The 15,496-nt window shown below is 72.5% G+C and carries 12 protein-coding genes; 5 read left to right on the top strand and 7 right to left on the bottom strand.

Going from position 1 to position 15,496, the window contains the following annotated elements:
* Positions 1-92: 92 nt before the first annotated feature.
* The 5 genes from hpnE to dxs all read right to left on the bottom strand — a co-directional run bounded on the left by hpnE (position 93) and on the right by dxs (position 6,343).
* Complete coding sequence (gene hpnE / locus DK419_RS24985; protein WP_109962489.1) at positions 93-1,388, bottom strand: hydroxysqualene dehydroxylase HpnE; 1,296 nt, start codon at positions 1,386-1,388, stop codon at positions 93-95.
* Positions 1,385-2,236 (bottom strand): presqualene diphosphate synthase HpnD, encoded by an 852-nt coding sequence (gene hpnD / locus DK419_RS24990; protein ID WP_109961478.1) that lies wholly within the window; start codon positions 2,234-2,236, stop codon positions 1,385-1,387. The genes hpnE and hpnD overlap by 4 nt, the downstream gene beginning before the upstream one ends.
* Complete coding sequence (gene hpnC / locus DK419_RS24995) at positions 2,233-3,117, bottom strand: squalene synthase HpnC (RefSeq protein WP_109961479.1); 885 nt, start codon at positions 3,115-3,117, stop codon at positions 2,233-2,235. Before hpnC ends, hpnD begins: the two co-directional genes overlap by 4 nt.
* Positions 3,114-4,166 carry a hopanoid-associated sugar epimerase gene (gene hpnA, locus DK419_RS25000; protein ID WP_109961480.1) on the bottom strand — a complete coding sequence of 351 codons (1,053 nt, stop codon included), beginning with the start codon at positions 4,164-4,166 and terminating at the stop codon, positions 3,114-3,116. The genes hpnC and hpnA overlap by 4 nt, the downstream gene beginning before the upstream one ends.
* A 203-nt stretch (positions 4,167-4,369) precedes the next feature.
* Positions 4,370-6,343, bottom strand: a complete 1,974-nt coding sequence (gene dxs / locus DK419_RS25005) for a 1-deoxy-D-xylulose-5-phosphate synthase (protein ID WP_109962490.1) — start codon at positions 6,341-6,343, stop codon at positions 4,370-4,372.
* Between the two features lie 268 nt (positions 6,344-6,611).
* Between dxs and DK419_RS25010 the strand changes: the two genes are divergently transcribed.
* The 4 genes from DK419_RS25010 (at position 6,612) to ettA (ending at position 9,871) form a co-directional block, all read left to right on the top strand.
* Positions 6,612-6,848 carry a hypothetical protein gene (locus DK419_RS25010; protein WP_245442707.1) on the top strand — a complete coding sequence of 79 codons (237 nt, stop codon included), beginning with the start codon at positions 6,612-6,614 and terminating at the stop codon, positions 6,846-6,848.
* Positions 6,845-7,735, top strand: a complete 891-nt coding sequence (locus tag DK419_RS25015; protein WP_245442708.1) for a DNA/RNA non-specific endonuclease — start codon at positions 6,845-6,847, stop codon at positions 7,733-7,735. Before DK419_RS25010 ends, DK419_RS25015 begins: the two co-directional genes overlap by 4 nt.
* A 12-nt stretch (positions 7,736-7,747) precedes the next feature.
* Complete coding sequence (locus DK419_RS25020) at positions 7,748-8,020, top strand: hypothetical protein (RefSeq protein WP_109961481.1); 273 nt, start codon at positions 7,748-7,750, stop codon at positions 8,018-8,020.
* A gap of 198 nt (positions 8,021-8,218) precedes the next feature.
* Positions 8,219-9,871 carry an energy-dependent translational throttle protein EttA gene (gene ettA / locus DK419_RS25025; protein ID WP_048426435.1) on the top strand — a complete coding sequence of 551 codons (1,653 nt, stop codon included), beginning with the start codon at positions 8,219-8,221 and terminating at the stop codon, positions 9,869-9,871.
* 106 nt (positions 9,872-9,977) lie between these two features.
* On the opposite strand, the gene DK419_RS25030 is transcribed toward ettA, so the two are convergent.
* Complete coding sequence (locus DK419_RS25030) at positions 9,978-11,213, bottom strand: polysaccharide biosynthesis/export family protein (RefSeq protein ID WP_109961482.1); 1,236 nt, start codon at positions 11,211-11,213, stop codon at positions 9,978-9,980.
* Positions 11,214-11,879: 666 nt separating this feature from the next.
* Between DK419_RS25030 and DK419_RS25035 the strand changes: the two genes are divergently transcribed.
* Complete coding sequence (locus DK419_RS25035; protein ID WP_109961483.1) at positions 11,880-13,262, top strand: capsule biosynthesis protein; 1,383 nt, start codon at positions 11,880-11,882, stop codon at positions 13,260-13,262.
* Positions 13,263-13,362: 100 nt separating this feature from the next.
* On the opposite strand, the gene DK419_RS25040 is transcribed toward DK419_RS25035, so the two are convergent.
* Positions 13,363-15,327 (bottom strand): capsular polysaccharide biosynthesis protein, encoded by a 1,965-nt coding sequence (locus tag DK419_RS25040; protein ID WP_109961484.1) that lies wholly within the window; start codon positions 15,325-15,327, stop codon positions 13,363-13,365.
* Positions 15,328-15,496: the final 169 nt, after the last annotated feature.

The raw sequence follows: 15,496 nt of genomic DNA on the forward strand, positions 1-15,496 counted from the left end.
CCTCTCTGGCTGCGGCCGCCCCGCCGCCACGATTGTACCGCAGCGCACAAACGCTGCCCACGCCCACGCTGTTCCGGAACTCAGGCCCGGCGTCAAGCGGCTCCGCGCAACGCAGCGTTGCCGCCGCTGCCGGCTCCGGAGCCTGTCAGAACCTGCGCCGCGGCGGCGCCCGAGCGGATCGCCCCCTCGATGGTCGAGGGCAGGCCGGTCGCGGTCCAGTCGCCGGCGAGCGCGAGGTTCGCGATGTGCGTGCGCGCACCCGGGCGGCGCGCCGCCTCGGCGGGGGTCGCCGCGAAGGTCGCGCGCTTCTCCTTGACGATCTGCCACCGGGGCAGGGGCTCGCCGGCAAACCCTGAGAGCCGCGAGACCTCGTCCCAGATCGTGCGGGCGAGGTCCTCGCGCGGCACGTCGAGCAGGCGGTCGGCGCCGCTGATCGTCACCGAGAGCCGGTCCGGATAGGAGAACAGCCACTCGGTCACGCCGCCGACGACGCCGAGCAGCAGCGGCGCTCCCGGCTTCGGCGCCAGGGCGAAATGCGCGTTGACGATCGAGCGGTGGCTCTGCGGCGTCTCCAAGCCCGGCATCAGGTCGGCGGCGACCCAAGGAGGGAGCGCCAGCACCGCCGCGTCGTCGGGCCCGAGCTCCTCGGGTCCGTCCGAGAAGTCGAGCCGGGCGAGGCGCCCGCCCTCGATCCCGAGCGCCCGCAGGCGCCGGCCGAAGCGGATCTCGGTGCCGGCCTCCCGCAGCGCCGTCAGGGCCGGATCGACGAAGGCCGCCGACAGGCCCTCGACGGCGACGAGCGGCCGGCAGGCCCGGCCGCCGGCGCCGAGCGTCTCGCGCAGGATGGTGGCGGCGAGCCCCGCATCGCTCTCCTGCGGCTCGGTGTTGAGGGCGGCGAGCAGCACCGGGCGCCAGAGGCGGTCCCACAGCAGGCCTTCGCAGGCCATGCTCTCGCCGATCGTCGCGGCGCGGCCGGCGCCGCGGAAGATGCCGAGCGGCGCGAGGTAGTCGCGGGCGCGGCTGCCCGGCACCCGGCGGCGGGCATCGAGCACCCACCAGGGCAGGCGCCCGGCATTCGGGCGCAGGGTCCAGCGCTCGCCCGTGGCGAGGTCCGCGAAGGCGAAGGCGGCCTCCTCCGGCCCGGCGAGCACGCTCTCGGGCGCGCCGGCCAGCTTCAGGAAGTCGAGGGCGTCGCGGTTCCCCGACAGGAGCAGGTGGTTGCCGTTGTCGATCGTCAGCCCGAGGGCCGGATCGAAGTAGGAGCGGCAGCGCCCGCCGGCCTGCTTGGCCGCCTCGTGCACCACGACGCGCCGGCCGGCCTTGGCGAGCCGCAAGGCGGCCGAGATACCGGCGAGGCCGGCCCCGAGAACGTGAACCGTAGCCATCAGACGACCGCGTGGCGCAGGAGGACGCCGATCAGCGCGAGCTTGCCGGGCTTCACCCGCGCGCGGGGCGCCGCCCAGCCGCGCTTGCGCAGGCCGACGAGGATCAGGTGGTAGGCGGCTCCCATGATCCGCGGCGCCTTGGTGGCCCGGCGCGATTCGCGGTTCATGATCGCCCAGGAGGCGTCGTAGTGCCCTTGCGCCTCGTCGAGGAGCCGGGCGCAGACCTCCGCGAGGCGCGGATGGGCGAGCGCGCTCTCGGGGGCCGGATGGGACAGCCCGATCGCCGCCAGCGGCTCGGCCGGCAGGTAGAGCCGGCCGCGCTCGGCATCCTCGTCGATGTCGCGCAGGATGTTGGTGAGCTGGAGCGCCCGGCCGAGATGGTGGGCGAGCCTGATGCCCGGCTCCTCGGGCAGCCCGAAGATCCGCACCGAGAGCCGGCCGACGGCGCTCGCCACCCGGTCGCAATAGAGGTCGAGGGTGGCCGAATCGGGGGCGACGATGTCGGCCTCGGCGTCCATCGCCATGCCGTCGATCACCGCCTGGAAGTCCTCGCGCTTGAGCCCGAATTGCCGCACCGGGCCGACGAGGGCTTGCGTCCGCGGCACGGGGCGGCCCGCATAGAGCGCGTCGATGTCGGCGCGCCAGCGGTCGAGCTCGGCCGCGCGGACCTCGCGGGCGCCGCCGTCGTCGGCCACGTCGTCGACGGCGCGGCAGAATGCGTAGACCGCGTACATCGCGTCGCGCTGCTCGGCCGGCAGCAGCCGCATGGCGGTGTAGAACGACGAGCCGGCGGCCGGCAGGGCCGGGGCCTCGGTCGCGGCCTCGACGGGCTGGGAGGCGAGGGCGGTCACGGGCGGGCTCCCCGCAGGGCCGGATGGAGATGGCGGCGGAACGGCCGCCGGGCGAGCGTCGTGGCGGCGGCGCCGAGCGCGGTGAGCGCGAAGGCGGCCTTGCCGTGATGGACCTTCTCGCTCAGCGGATCGCGGACCAGGAGGCCGCGGGCGAGCAGCACCGCGAGGCGGTGGATCGCCGCGATCTCCATGGAGAGACGCGTGTCGTCGATCAGGTCGGGCAGGGGGCGGCCCTCATCGAGGAGGTCGAGGCAGCGCTGCGCCAGTTCGGCGATCACCGCGCGCAAACCCGGGGTGGCGCGCTCGGCCCCGAGATCCTCGATGCGGGCGCCGTGCTTCTCGAGGGTCTCCCGCGGCAGGTAGACCCGGTCGACGCTCCGATAATCCTTGCCGCAATCCTGCAGGTGGTTGATCACCTGGAGCGCGGTGCAGATCGCGTCGGAGGTGGTCCAGGTCCGGCCCGGATCCTCGCCGTGGACGTCGAGGACGAAGCGGCCGACCGGCACCGCCGAGTAGCGGCAGTAATGGGCGAGCTCGTCCCAATTGTCGTAGCGCGACTTGTGCGCGTCCATCCGGAACGCGTCGAGGAGCTCGAGCGCGTGGCGCGGCGGCAGCCCGCGCTCGGCGAGCGAGCGGCGCAAGGGGGCCGCCTCCGGATCGTCGGGGCCGCGGCCGGTCAGCGCGTCGGCGAGGCCGTCGAGAAGCGCGATCTTGCGCTCGGGCGACAGGCCGGCATTGTCCGCGACGTCGTCGCCGGCCCGGACGAAGTAGTAGAAATCCAGGATCGGGCCGCGGTGGCGCGGATGGATCAGGTGCGAGGCGACCGGGAAGTTCTCGTCGCGGTGCCCCTTGCCGGAGCGCGCCTCGGTGGCGGTTGTCATCGGATGTATCCAGCCTGACGGAACCAGGCGACGGCGTCGGTGAGGCCGTCGCGGTAGGGCCGGGCCGCGTAGCCGAGCTCGGCCCGCGCCTTGGCGTCGGAGAAGAACATGCGGTAGCGCGACATCCGGATGCCGTCGATCGTGGCGAGCGGCGCCTTGCCGGTGATCCGCGCGGCGAGCTCGGACACGAAGGCCACCGGATAGACCGCGGCTCGGGGCAGCCGCACGGTCGGGGGCTTTCGCCCGACGAGGCCGGCGATGTCGGCGAGCATGCGCGACAGGAGCACGTCCTCTCCCCCTAGGATGTAGCGCTCGCCGATGCGGCCCCGGTGCAGAGCCAGCAGGTGACCCTGCGCCACGTCGTCGACGTGGACGAGGTTCAAGCCCGTATCGACGAAGGCCGGCATCTTGCCGTTTCCCGCCTCGACGATGATCCGCCCGGTCGGGGTCGGCTTGACGTCGCGGGGACCGATCGGGGTCGAGGGGTTGACGATCACCGCCGGCAGGCCGTCGCGGGCGACCATCTCCTCGACCACCCGCTCGGCCACCACCTTGCTGCGCTTGTAGGCGCCGATGGCGGTCTCGGGCGTCAGCGGCCGGGTCTCGTCGGCCGGGGTGCCGTCGTCGTGCGGCCTGATGGTGGCGACGCTCGACGTGTAGACCACCCGCTCGACGCCCGCCTCCAACGCCGCCCGCATCAGCGCCCGGGTGCCGTCGCGGTTCGTGCGCACGATCTCGTCCGGGTCCGGCGCCCAGAGCCGATAATCCGCCGCCGCATGGACGAGGTAGCGCATGCCGCGCATCCCCGCGGCGGCCGCCTCGGGGTCGCGCATGTCGCCCTCGACGATCTCGACGTCGGGCCAGGTCAGGTTGGTGCGCGGGCTGGTCGCGCGCACGAGCACCCGGACCGGGAAGCCGGCGGCGCGGAACACGTCGACCAGGGCCGGGCCGAGGAAGCCGCTCGCGCCGGTGATCAGCACCGGGCCGGGCTCGAGGCCGGTCCCGGACGGGCTGCGGTCGGGCGAGGGGCGGTTCTGGGCCTCGGTCATGCGTTCCTTCTCGGGGGCTCGGGCGGCGGGCCCGATCGTCCGTCCGTCACTCAAGTCGGGAAGCCGGGCCGCTTCTGCCAGCCCGGCGCCATGCCTGCAAGGCATGGGCCGCCGATCGCGGGCAGGCGTGCTGCCCGCGCATCAGCATCGTGGCCCCGGGATGGGTATCTTGGCCCCGGGATGGGTCGGCCCGGCGAGACGTCTCAGGCGAGGCGCAGGCGCCCGCCCAGCTCGGCCGCTGCGCCGCGCGCCGGCAGGATCGCCTCGACGGCCGTGACGATCGACGCCGCGTCGAGCCCGGCCTCCGCGTACATCCGATCCGGCGTGTCGTGCTCCTGGTAGCTGTCCGGCAAGGTCAGCGTCCGCACCCGCACCTTGCCGTCGTCCAGCGCCCCGCGCGACGACAAAAGGTGCAGCACCATCGCCCCGAAGCCGCCCACCGACCCCTCTTCCAGCGTCACCAGGACCTCGTGGCTGCCCGCCAGGTCCAGGATCAGCGCCTCGTCCAGCGGCTTGGCGAACCGCGCATCCGCCACCGTCACGCCGATGCCTGCCGCTTCCAGACGCTCCGCCGCCTTCAGCGCTTCCGCCAGGCGCGTGCCGAGGCTCAGAAGCGCCACCCGCGCGCCCTCGGGACGCCGGATCACCCGGCCCTTGCCGATCGCCAGCGCCTCGCCCCGCTCCGGCAGCTCGACACCCACGCCCTCGCCCCGCGGATAGCGGAACGCGATCGGGCCGGTGTCGTGCGCGTGCGCGGTTGCCACCATGTGCACCAGCTCGGCCTCGTCGGCCGCCGCCATCACCGTCATGTTCGGCAGGCAGCACAGATACGCCAGGTCGAACGCGCCCGCATGCGTCGCACCGTCCGCACCCACCAGCCCGGCCCGGTCCAGCGCGAAGCGCACGGGCAGGTTCTGCAGCGCCACGTCGTGCACCAGCTGGTCGTAGCCGCGCTGCAGAAACGTCGAGTAGATCGCGCAGAACGGCTTGAACCCCTCCGTCGCCAGGCCCGCCGCGAAGGTCACCGCGTGCTGCTCGGCGATGCCGACGTCGAAGGTCCGCTCCGGATGCGCCTTCGAGAACAGGTCGACGCCCGTCCCCGACGGCATCGCGGCGGTGATCGCCACCACCTTGTCGTCGGCGTCCGCCGCCTTGATCAGGCTCTCGCCGAACACGCGGGTATAGGCCGGGGCGTTGGGCTTGGCCTTGGTCTGCTTGCCCGACACCACGTCGAACTTCACCACCGCGTGGCCGCGGTCGGCGGCGGCCTCGGCCGGCGCGTAGCCCTTGCCCTTCTGGGTCACGACGTGGACCAGCACCGGGCCGTCGGGCGCGTCGCGCACGTTCTTGAGGACGGGGAGCAGGTGGTCGAGGTTGTGGCCGTCGATCGGGCCGACGTAGTGGAAGCCGAGTTCCTCGAACATCGTGCCGCCGCCGGCCAGGATGCCGCGCGCGTACTCTTCCGCCCGCGCGGCGGTGTCGTAGATCGCCTTCGGCAGGAGGCGACCGAACTGCTTGGCGGTGTCGCGCAAGCTCCGGTAGGTGTCGCCCGAGACGAGCCGCGCGAGGTAGGACGACATGGCGCCGACCGGGGGCGCGATCGACATGTCGTTGTCGTTGAGGATGACGACGAGGCGCGACTTCAACGCGCCGGCATTGTTCATCGCCTCGTAGGCCATGCCGGCCGAGATCGAGCCGTCGCCGATGACGGCCACGACGTTGCGGCGCGGCGGCGTCTCGCCGCGGGCCTTCGCGGCGGCGTCCGCGAGGTCGCGGCCGATGGCCATGCCGAGGCCCGCGGAGATGGAGGTGGAGGAATGCGCCGCGCCGAAGGGGTCGTAGGGGCTCTCGGAGCGCTTGGTGAAGCCCGAGAGGCCGCCGCCCTGGCGCAGCGTGCGGATGCGGTCGCGGCGTCCGGTGAGGATCTTGTGGGGGTAGGCCTGGTGGCCGACGTCCCAGATGATGCGGTCGTCGGGGGTGTTGAAGACGTAGTGGAGGGCGACGGTGAGCTCGATGACGCCGAGGCCCGCGCCGAGATGGCCGCCGGTGACCGAGACGGCGTCGATGGTCTCGGCGCGCAGCTCCGCGGCGAGCTGCGTCAGGTCGCTCTCGGGCAGCTGGCGCAGGTCCGCGGGGACGCGGACGCGGTCGAGGAGGGGAAGAACCAGATCGGACACGTCGTGACACTCGCTCATTCGAAGGCGGACCCCGCCGGGCGTCGCGGCCCGGGATCCTCGCAGATGGCGGCCGTTATACCGCAAGCGAGGGATCGCGCCATCGGCGCCTCGCAGCCCCTAGGGTTGCGGCTGTGCGCGAGGCAACAACTCCCAAGAACATCCTGAACTCACGGTGAATTCCGGCCGCGAGGCGACAGGTGCGTGGGGATGCGTTAGAGTGACCGGGCGCGGCGCGATCTCGCCAATACGCATCCCACCAGGAGGTTCGATGGGACGGTCGATACCGGTGCGCGGGCTCGTCCTGGGCATCCTGCTGGCGGTGCCGGGTCAGGCGCGGGCGGTGCCGCTGTACCCGGCCCTGGACCCCGCCTGGCTGCCGCACTTGGCCCCTTGCACGCCCGCCGACCGCACCTGCGACACCGTCTCGCGGCGGCGTATTCCCGTCTGCACCTGGCGGGTGCGGCCGACGCCGGAGGGCCCGCGGCGGGTCCGGATCTGCGGGTGACCCGGATCGTGCCGCCGCCGGCCCGCGGCGCCCTTCTCCTCCTGCTGCTCGTCCTGCCGGGTCCGGCGCTGGCGCGCACCTGTCCGGAGCACTTCGCCGGCGGCACGCTCCCGGCGCTGTCCAATCCGCGCCTCTCCGCAGACACCGCGCTCCTGTGCTACCAGGCCTTCGCGGTGCTCTATTCAGGTCTCTCGCGCACGCCCCTCTACGCCGTCGAGCACCTCACCGCCGCGCGGGTCGAGGCCGCCCGCCGGGTCGACCGGGTCGACGCCTTCCACGAGGAGGAGCAGTTGCCGGAAGCGGCGCGCTCCGAACTCTCGGATTACGCCGGCAGCGGCTGGGACCGGGGCCACATGGCGCCCTCCGGCGACATGCCGACCCCGAGCGCGCAAGCCGAGTCCTTCAGCCTCGCCAACATCGTGCCGCAGAACCCGGACGACAACCGCCGGCTCTGGGCCGGGATCGAGAGCAGCGTCAGGGCGCTGGCGATCGAGCGCGGCGACCTCTTCGTCGTCACCGGACCGCTGTTCGAGGGCGCGAGCGTGCAATCCCTGCGCGGCCGGGTGCTGATCCCGACCCGGCTGTTCAAGGCGGTCTACGACGCCAATCGCGGCGAGGCGGGAGTCTACCTCGCCCGCAACGCCGCGGGCGACGCCTGGGAGGCGATCTCCCTCGAGCAGCTCGCCGCGATCGGCGGCATCGTCGCGTTCCCGGACCTGCCGGATTCCGTCCGCCGCCGCGTCATGGCGCTGCCCGAGCCGCGGCGCGACGAGTATGCCGGAGGCCCGCGCAGCCGCCGCGAGCCCGGCTTCCTCGACTGGCTCGCCGCCGAGCTGCGCCGCGCCGCCCGCCGCGCCTGGCGCGACTTCCTCCGCTCGCTGTTCTGACGAGGCCCTACCATGCCCGCGCGCGTGAAGCCCGCCTTCATCCCCTTCGCCGACGATGCCGGGGTCCAGACCCTCGGCGACCTGACCCTCGAGAACGGCACCGCGCGGATCGCGCTGCACGGCTCCCTCGATCTCGCCCGCGACCGCGAGAGCCTGGAGCGGGCACGCGCGCTGGCGAAGACCCTGGCGGCGATCGTGGCGGCGCTGGAGGGCGAGGCGGACCTGCCGGAGCGGGCGGACGAGGTCCGGGCGGCGACTCAGGCGGTGGAGAATCCGTTCGGGTGAGGGCGGTCCCGCGCCGCCTTGCACCCCCCCGGCGGCCCTGGTAAGCGCGGGAGCACTCCCCATTCCCACGCGCGGCCGGCCGCGCCGACGCCCGGCGATCCGATCGTGTCCCGGGGAACGGTTCGAATCCGGCAAGGATCGCTTCCGACAAGGATCACTCGGCCGGACCGCGCGCCAGAACCCGAAAAGGATCACCCCATGGCCCGTGAATTCATCTACCACATGCGGGGTCTGACCAAGACCTATTCCAGCGGCAAGAAGGTGCTCGACAACGTGCACCTGTCCTTCTACCCGGACGCCAAGATCGGCGTGCTCGGCGTCAACGGTGCCGGCAAGTCGACGCTCTTGCGCATCATGGCGGGCATCGACACCGAGTTCAACGGCGACGGGTTCGTGGCCGAGGGCGCGCGGGTCGGCTACCTGCCGCAGGAGCCGCAGCTCGATCCGGACAAGACCGTCCGCGAGAACGTGATGGAGGGCGTCGCCGAGTCCCAGGCGATCCTCGACCGCTACAACGAGCTCGCGATGAACTACTCCGAGGAGACGGCGGACGAGATGACCCGCCTCCAGGACGAGATCGAGGCCAAGGGCCTGTGGGATCTCGATTCCAAGGTCGACCAGGCGATGGATGCACTTCGCTGCCCGGGCGACGACGTGGCGGTGGCCACCCTGTCGGGCGGCGAGCGCCGCCGCGTCGCGCTGTGCCGCCTGCTGCTGTGGCAGCCCGAGCTCCTGCTCCTCGACGAGCCGACCAACCACCTCGACGCCGAGACCGTGGGCTGGCTCGAAGGGCACCTGCGCTCCTATCCGGGCGCGATCCTGATCGTCACCCACGACCGCTACTTCCTCGACAACGTCACGAGCTGGATCCTCGAGCTCGATCGCGGGCGGGGCATCCCCTACGAGGGCAACTACTCGTCCTGGCTGGTCCAGAAGCAGAAGCGCCTCGCCCAGGAGGGCCGCGAGGAGGAGTCGCGCCAGCGTACCATCGAGCGCGAGCAGGAATGGGTCTCGGCCTCGCCGAAGGCCCGGCAGGCCAAGTCCAAGGCCCGCATCGCCCGCTACGAGGACCTCGTCGCCAAGGCGCAGGAGAAAGGCCCCTCGACCGCCCAGATCGTCATCCCGATCGCCGAGCGGCTCGGCAACAACGTCATCGAGTTCGACCACCTGGAGAAGGCCTTCGGCGACCGGCTGCTGATCGACGACCTGTCGTTCAAGCTGCCGCCGGGCGGCATCGTCGGGGTGATCGGCCCGAACGGCGCCGGCAAGACCACCCTGTTCCGGATGATCAACGGCCTCGAGACGCCCGACAAGGGCGACATCCGCGTCGGCGAGAGCGTCAAGCTCGGCTACGTCGACCAGTCCCGCGACGCGCTGAACCCCGACGCCACCGTGTGGCAGGAGATTTCCGGCGGCAACGACATCCTGTATCTCGGCAAGCGCGAGATCAACAGCAGAGCCTATTGCGGCGCCTTCAACTTCAAGGGCTCCGACCAGCAGAAGAAGGTCGGCGTGCTGTCGGGCGGCGAGCGCAACCGCGTCCACCTCGCCAAGATCCTGAAGAGCGGTGCCAACGTGCTGCTGCTCGACGAGCCGACCAACGACCTCGACGTCGACACCCTCCGTGCCCTCGAAGAAGCGCTGGAGGATTACGCCGGCTGCGCGGTGATCATCAGCCACGATCGCTGGTTCCTCGACCGGATCGCGACCCACATCCTCGCCTTCGAGGGCGACAGCCACGTCGAGTGGTTCGAGGGCAACTTCGCCGATTACGAGGCGGACAAGAAGCGGCGCCTCGGCGTCGATTCCACCATCCCGCACCGGATCAAGTACAAGAAGTTCAGCCGCTGAGCGGCGTCGAGAGCGGCGCTCCGGCGCCGCCCTTCCTTCCCATATCGGGACCGACCGGAAAACGGGCCCCGCGGGGCCCGTCGTCGTTTGCGGGAATGCCCCGGGCCTACCGGGTCGCCGAGTAGAGCGAGGCGCCGGAGGCGAGCGGCGCGGTGACGGTGGAGAAGACGCTGAGCACCTTCTGGACCTCGGTGAAGGGCGCGTTCGAGACGTAGACGAGGTCGCGGTTGCGCATCCGGAACGCCTGGGAAACGAACAGGCTGTTGGGATCGCGCATGTTGATCCGGTAGACCACCGGCACGAAGTTCGCGGTCAGGAGCGGGCTTCCCGGGTGCAGGCGGCGCACCACCGAAGCCGGCTCGAACCGGAACACGAACACGCCGGCCGGGTCGGCCTGGAAGTCGCGAAGCCCCCCGGACTTGGCGAGCGCCTGGGCGAGCGTGATGCCCTCGGCCGAGAACGGAATCTCGTAATTCGCCCCCGTCGCGCCGACCGCCAGGAAGGTCTGCGGATCGCGCACCAGGGTGAGGGTGTCGCCCGGGCGCAGGAAGATGTTCTCGCGGGGGTTCGAGACGACCGCGGTGAGGGGCACCGTCGCGGTGGTCGCGCCGCGCGACAGCCGCACGAAGGTCTCGTTCACCGGCGCCGAGACGCCCCCCGCCGTGGCGATGACGTCGAGCAGGCGGTCGCCCTTCTCGGTCAGCGGCACGCGGCCGCCGCCGAGGTTGGACACCGGTCCGACGGCGCGGGACGCCGCCAGGCGGGCGGCGCCGCCTCCGGCCGCCGCCGCTTCGCCCAGCACCGTGACGCTGGTGCTGAGCGGCGAGTTCACGGTGAGGAGCACCTGCGGCTGGATCGCCTTGCCGGCGAGTTCCTGCTCGATCTGCGCCTGCACGTCCGGCGCGCGCTTGCCCGCGACCTTGATGCGGCCGGCATACGGCACCGAGATCGTGCCGTCGCGGGCCACGATCTGCTCGGGGATGCTGGAGGATTTCGAGCCGGTGGACATGCCCCCCATCATGGGGGCGGAGAACAGGCCGCCGCTGCCGGCCTCCCAGATCGTCACCGTCACGGCATCGCCGACGCCGATCACCGGCTGCACCGAGGGGCGCTGGTCGCCGAAGGAGGCGAGCAGGCTGTCGAGGGGCCGGCCGCGCAGGGCCTCGACCACGGCGGCGTTGACGTCCACGATCTCGTAGCGGGCGAGCAGGCCCTGGTCGGTGGCGATGTCGGCGCCCTCCGCGACCGCGCTCGCCGTCGGGCCGGCCGCAGGCAGGAAGCCGCTGCAACCCCCGACGAGGCAAGCCGCCGCCAGGACCGCTGGCAAACCGACGCGCACCATGCACCACCCTCCGAACCACGAGGGGACCGTCCGCGACGGGCCCTTCTCGGTCTTCACTCCATCGATCCCGGCCGCGGCCGGGCCGGCATCCGCAGCACCGCTCTGACGGCGCGGCGGCGCGTCCGCACGCGGCCACGCTTCGCCACCCTCCCTCTAGCATCCCGGATCGCTACGATCGAATGAACGGGACGCCGCGAGGGGCCTCGGCGTGCACGAGCGGCGCGTGTGTTGCGCCGGGCCCACGGCGGAGGGCGCGGTGCAGGAGGCCGTCGGCCGCAATTGCGTCGCGAGCGTGGCGGTAGGGGTGCGGTGCGTGGCGCGACCGCATCGCCTGGCTCCGCCCGGTGTGAATCCCGGGGAATGACCCCGGAATCTCCACGTTCCTGCCCAGATCGCAGGCCTTATGGCGGCGGTCGCTGGGATCGGCGCGAGGATGGCATCGGGCGCGTTCGCGACATCGCGATTTCTCGCAAGTGTTGCGAATTTGCCATTGCCCCCCGGGGTCCGGCCGATACTGTCCGCGTCGTCAGCGGCTCGCGCGCGGCTCGCGCGCCCCGAATGTCCGTCCGGGCAGGCTGGCAGCAGCCTGCTCGGGCCTTCGCCGTCCCAGGGCTCCGCCGGCAGACCGTGAGGGCGCCGGCTCCCGCCCCGACCCGAGGTGTGCCCGTGAGAGCTGATCCCGCGCGAACCGTCGAACCGAGCCGCCAGGAGTCCCTTCCGGACTCGCGCCAGGACTCGCGGAAGGAGGCCCGTCAGGGCCAGCGCCAGGTCTTCCTGTTCCTGCAGGGTCCGATCACGCCGTATTTCGCCCGGGTCGCCGACGCCCTGGAGGCGCGGGGCCACCGCTGCCTGCGGGTGAACCTCTGCTTCGGCGACTGGATGTTCTGGCGCCGGGCCGGCGGGGTCAACTTCCGCGGCACCCGGGAGACCTGGCCGGCCTTCATCGCCGACCTGATCGACCGCGAGGGCGTGACCGACCTGATGCTGCTCGGCGAGCAGCGCTACTACCACAAGGTCGCGATCGCCGCCGCCAAGGCCCGCGACCTGAACGTCACGGTGACGGATTTCGGCTACCTGCGGCCGGACTGGATCACGCTCGAGCGCGACGGCATGTCGGGCGACAGCTGCTTCCCCAAGGACCCGGACGCCGTGATGGCGCTGGCCGCGCAGGCGCCGGAGCCCGACCTGGTGCCGCGCTATCGCGACAGCTTCTGGCTCCAGGCCGTCTGGGACATGGGCTACCACCTGATGAGCAACTGGCTCTGGTGGCTCTATCCCGGCTACAAGTCGCACCAGGTGCACCACAATGCCCTGATCTATCTCGGCACCGGCCTGCACATGCTGCGCGCCAAGCGCACCGGCCCGCGGGTCGACGCCCTGGTGCGCCGCCTGCGGGAGGCCGGCACGACCTACTACGTGCTGCCGCTGCAGATGGAGAACGACTTCCAGCTGCGCGCCTACTCGCCGTTCTTCGACCTGAAGACGCCGATCCACGCGGTGATCCGCTCCTTCGCCGAGCACGCACCGGCCGAATCGCGCCTGCTGGTCAAGATCCATCCCCTCGATCCGGGCATCCGCAACTGGGCCCGCATCGTGCGCCGCTCGGCGGAGAAGTGGGGCGTGTCCGACCGGGTCGACTTCGCCGATGGCGGCGACCTCGGCGCGATGCTGGACGGCTGCCGCGGCGTCGTCACGGTCAACAGCACCGTCGGCCTGTGGTCGATGCGCGCCAACAAGCCGACCATGACGCTGGGTGCGGCGATCTACGACATCCAGGGCCTGACCTACCAGGGCGCGCTGGAGACGTTCTGGACGGAGGCCGAGCCGCCCCGGCGCGAGCTGTGGGACGCCTTCATCAAGGCGATCGTCGCCAACATCCAGATTCGTGGCGTCTACTACAAGGCCGAGGGCATGGCGGCAGCGGTGGAGGCGACGGCCTCCCGCCTCGACCTCACGCAGGGAGCCTGGCTCGAGGTCCGCTCGCGGGCCCGCACCCTGCCCGAGGCGGCCGACGAACTGTCGGGCATCGAGGCGCTGCAGAACGCCTGACCCGGGAAGCCCCGATCCCCGGATCGGGCCGGGCACGAGAAGAACCGGGCGGGGCCGTCGGCGGCCCCGCCCGGTTTTTTCGTTTCCGAGGCCCGGTCCTTCACCCCCGCCGCAGCACGCGGCGCCAGATCACCGACCAGACCTGCTTTGCCACCGCCTCGGGGGTGAGGGCGCGGCGCGCCAGCTCGGGATCGCCGGCGGCGAGGCGCTGCACCAGCACCTCGGGCGGGCAGGGCAGGCCGGTGCGCGGATCGACGTAGCGCGGGTAGAGGATCAGGGCGCCGGCCACCAGCTCGTCGAGGGTGAGGCGGCGGGTGCGGCGCGGGCAGCCGGGATCGTCGGTCAGGCCCCAGCCGGCGTAGAACGGCAGGCCGTGGGTGGTCACCGCCTTGCCGCGCAGGAGCGCCTCGAAGCCGATCAGCGAGGTCATGACCTCGATGCGGTCGGCCGCCTCGATGGCGTCGATCGCCGAGACATCGCGCAGGACCACGTCTGCATGGGCGGCGAGCTCGTCCGGCGGCACCCAGCCCGGCCTCAGGCCAGCCTCGACGTCGGGATGGGGCTTGAAGGCGATGACGGCGCCGGGGTTGCGCTCGCGGGCGAGGCGCAGGAGCGCGGCGTTGCCCGAGACGGTGGCAGCCCCGAGGCGGATCGAGGCGTCGTTCTCGACCTGGCCGGCGACGAGCACCACCGGGCCCGGCCGCGGCATCGCCGGCATCGCGGCGCTGCCGACATTGTACTTGCTCACCCGCGCGGCGACCACCGCCTCGCGTAGACGCGCCGCCCGGGCGAGGAGATCGGGCGGGAAGTCCCCGGTCTCGAGCAGCCGCTCGAGGTCGCTCGGACCGGTCGCGTCGTAGTAGACGCCGGCGGTGTCGAGAACGTGCGAGGCACCCGGCCGCAGGGCGACGCCGAGGCCGATCGAGCGCAGGAAGCCGTCCTCCATGCGCAGGAGCGGCACGCCGACCTCGCGGCAGACGGCCTCGGTTCCTGCCGGCATCCGGCTCGCCCAGGTCACCACGCGCCGGACCTGCGACAGCTCGCCCGCGGTGACAGGCGCATCGCCCCGGCGCACCACCGGGCGGTGGCCCGGCGCCGACAGGGTGCGGATGATCCAGTCCCGCTTCCAGGCCGAGAAGCCGACGCAGAGGGTCGGCACCGCGCTCTCGCGCCAGCGCGACGCCACGAGATCGAGGATCGCCACGGCGTCCTCGAACCGGGCCGGCGCGCCCGTATAGGGGTCGAAGTAGCGGGAGCAGACGAGGTAGGCGGCGGCGAAGACCTCCTCCGGCTGCCGCCGGCGGGTGCGCCGGGGCAGGTGGAGCCGGTCGTCGGTGAATCCCCAGCCGGCGTAGAAGGGCATGCCGAAGCAGGTCACCGGCGTGCCGGCAAGGGCCGCCTCGAAGCCGGCATGGGCCGAGACGACGTAGACCCGGTCGCTGGTCTCGGCCACCGACCAGGCGGCGACGGGATCGCTCACCAGGCGGGCGCCGGCCGCTTCCGCCGCCGCCGCGTCGATGTGGCCGCGCCGGCCGCTTCCGGCGGCGGGGTCCATCACCACCAGGCGCTCGGCTTCCGGCGCATCGGATGCGGCCGCTGCCAGCATCGCCGCGAAGGCACTGGCTCCGGCGAGGCCGAAGCCGACGGTCGGGTCGCCGACGGCCTGGTCGACGATGACGACGCGCCGGCGGCCGGCCTCGCGCGCCGGCAGGTCGCGGCGCCGGGGATCGTTGTCGAGGCTGAGCCGCCGCTCGCGCAGGCGCGCGATTCCGGATCGGGCGCGGGCCATGAGCTCGTCCGATTCCCAGCCGCCCTCCTCGAGCATCACCTCGAGCTCGCTCGGCGCCGTGGCGTCGTAGTGGATGCCCAGGCCGTCGATGATGTAGCTCAAGGAGCGCTCGGACCGGGCGTCGCCGAGACGCAGGAAGCCTTCGTCCCAGCGGTCGCTCAGGCGCACCCGCCGCGAGGTCGGCTCGCTGCCCAGGCGCCGCGAGCGCCGCGGGCCGGGCCCCTCCGACTCCGACGGCATCCGGGGCCACAACCGCTTCAGCTTGCCGCGATCCATCCGCCTCTCGCTCACTGCGGACCCGTGCCGCCCAGGCGCTGCGACCCGGAGCAGGGGCCGTTCCACATCGCCCCGGTCCCGTCAAGCACACGCACAGCGCGTGAAGGCGCCGGCGCCCGGGCCGCCTTCCGGCGCATCGGATACCGAGCCTTCCGAATTTCTCCTTAAA

Source organism: Methylobacterium terrae, assembly GCF_003173755.1.
In the GTDB taxonomy this organism is placed as follows: Bacteria; Pseudomonadota; Alphaproteobacteria; order Rhizobiales; family Beijerinckiaceae; genus Methylobacterium; species Methylobacterium terrae.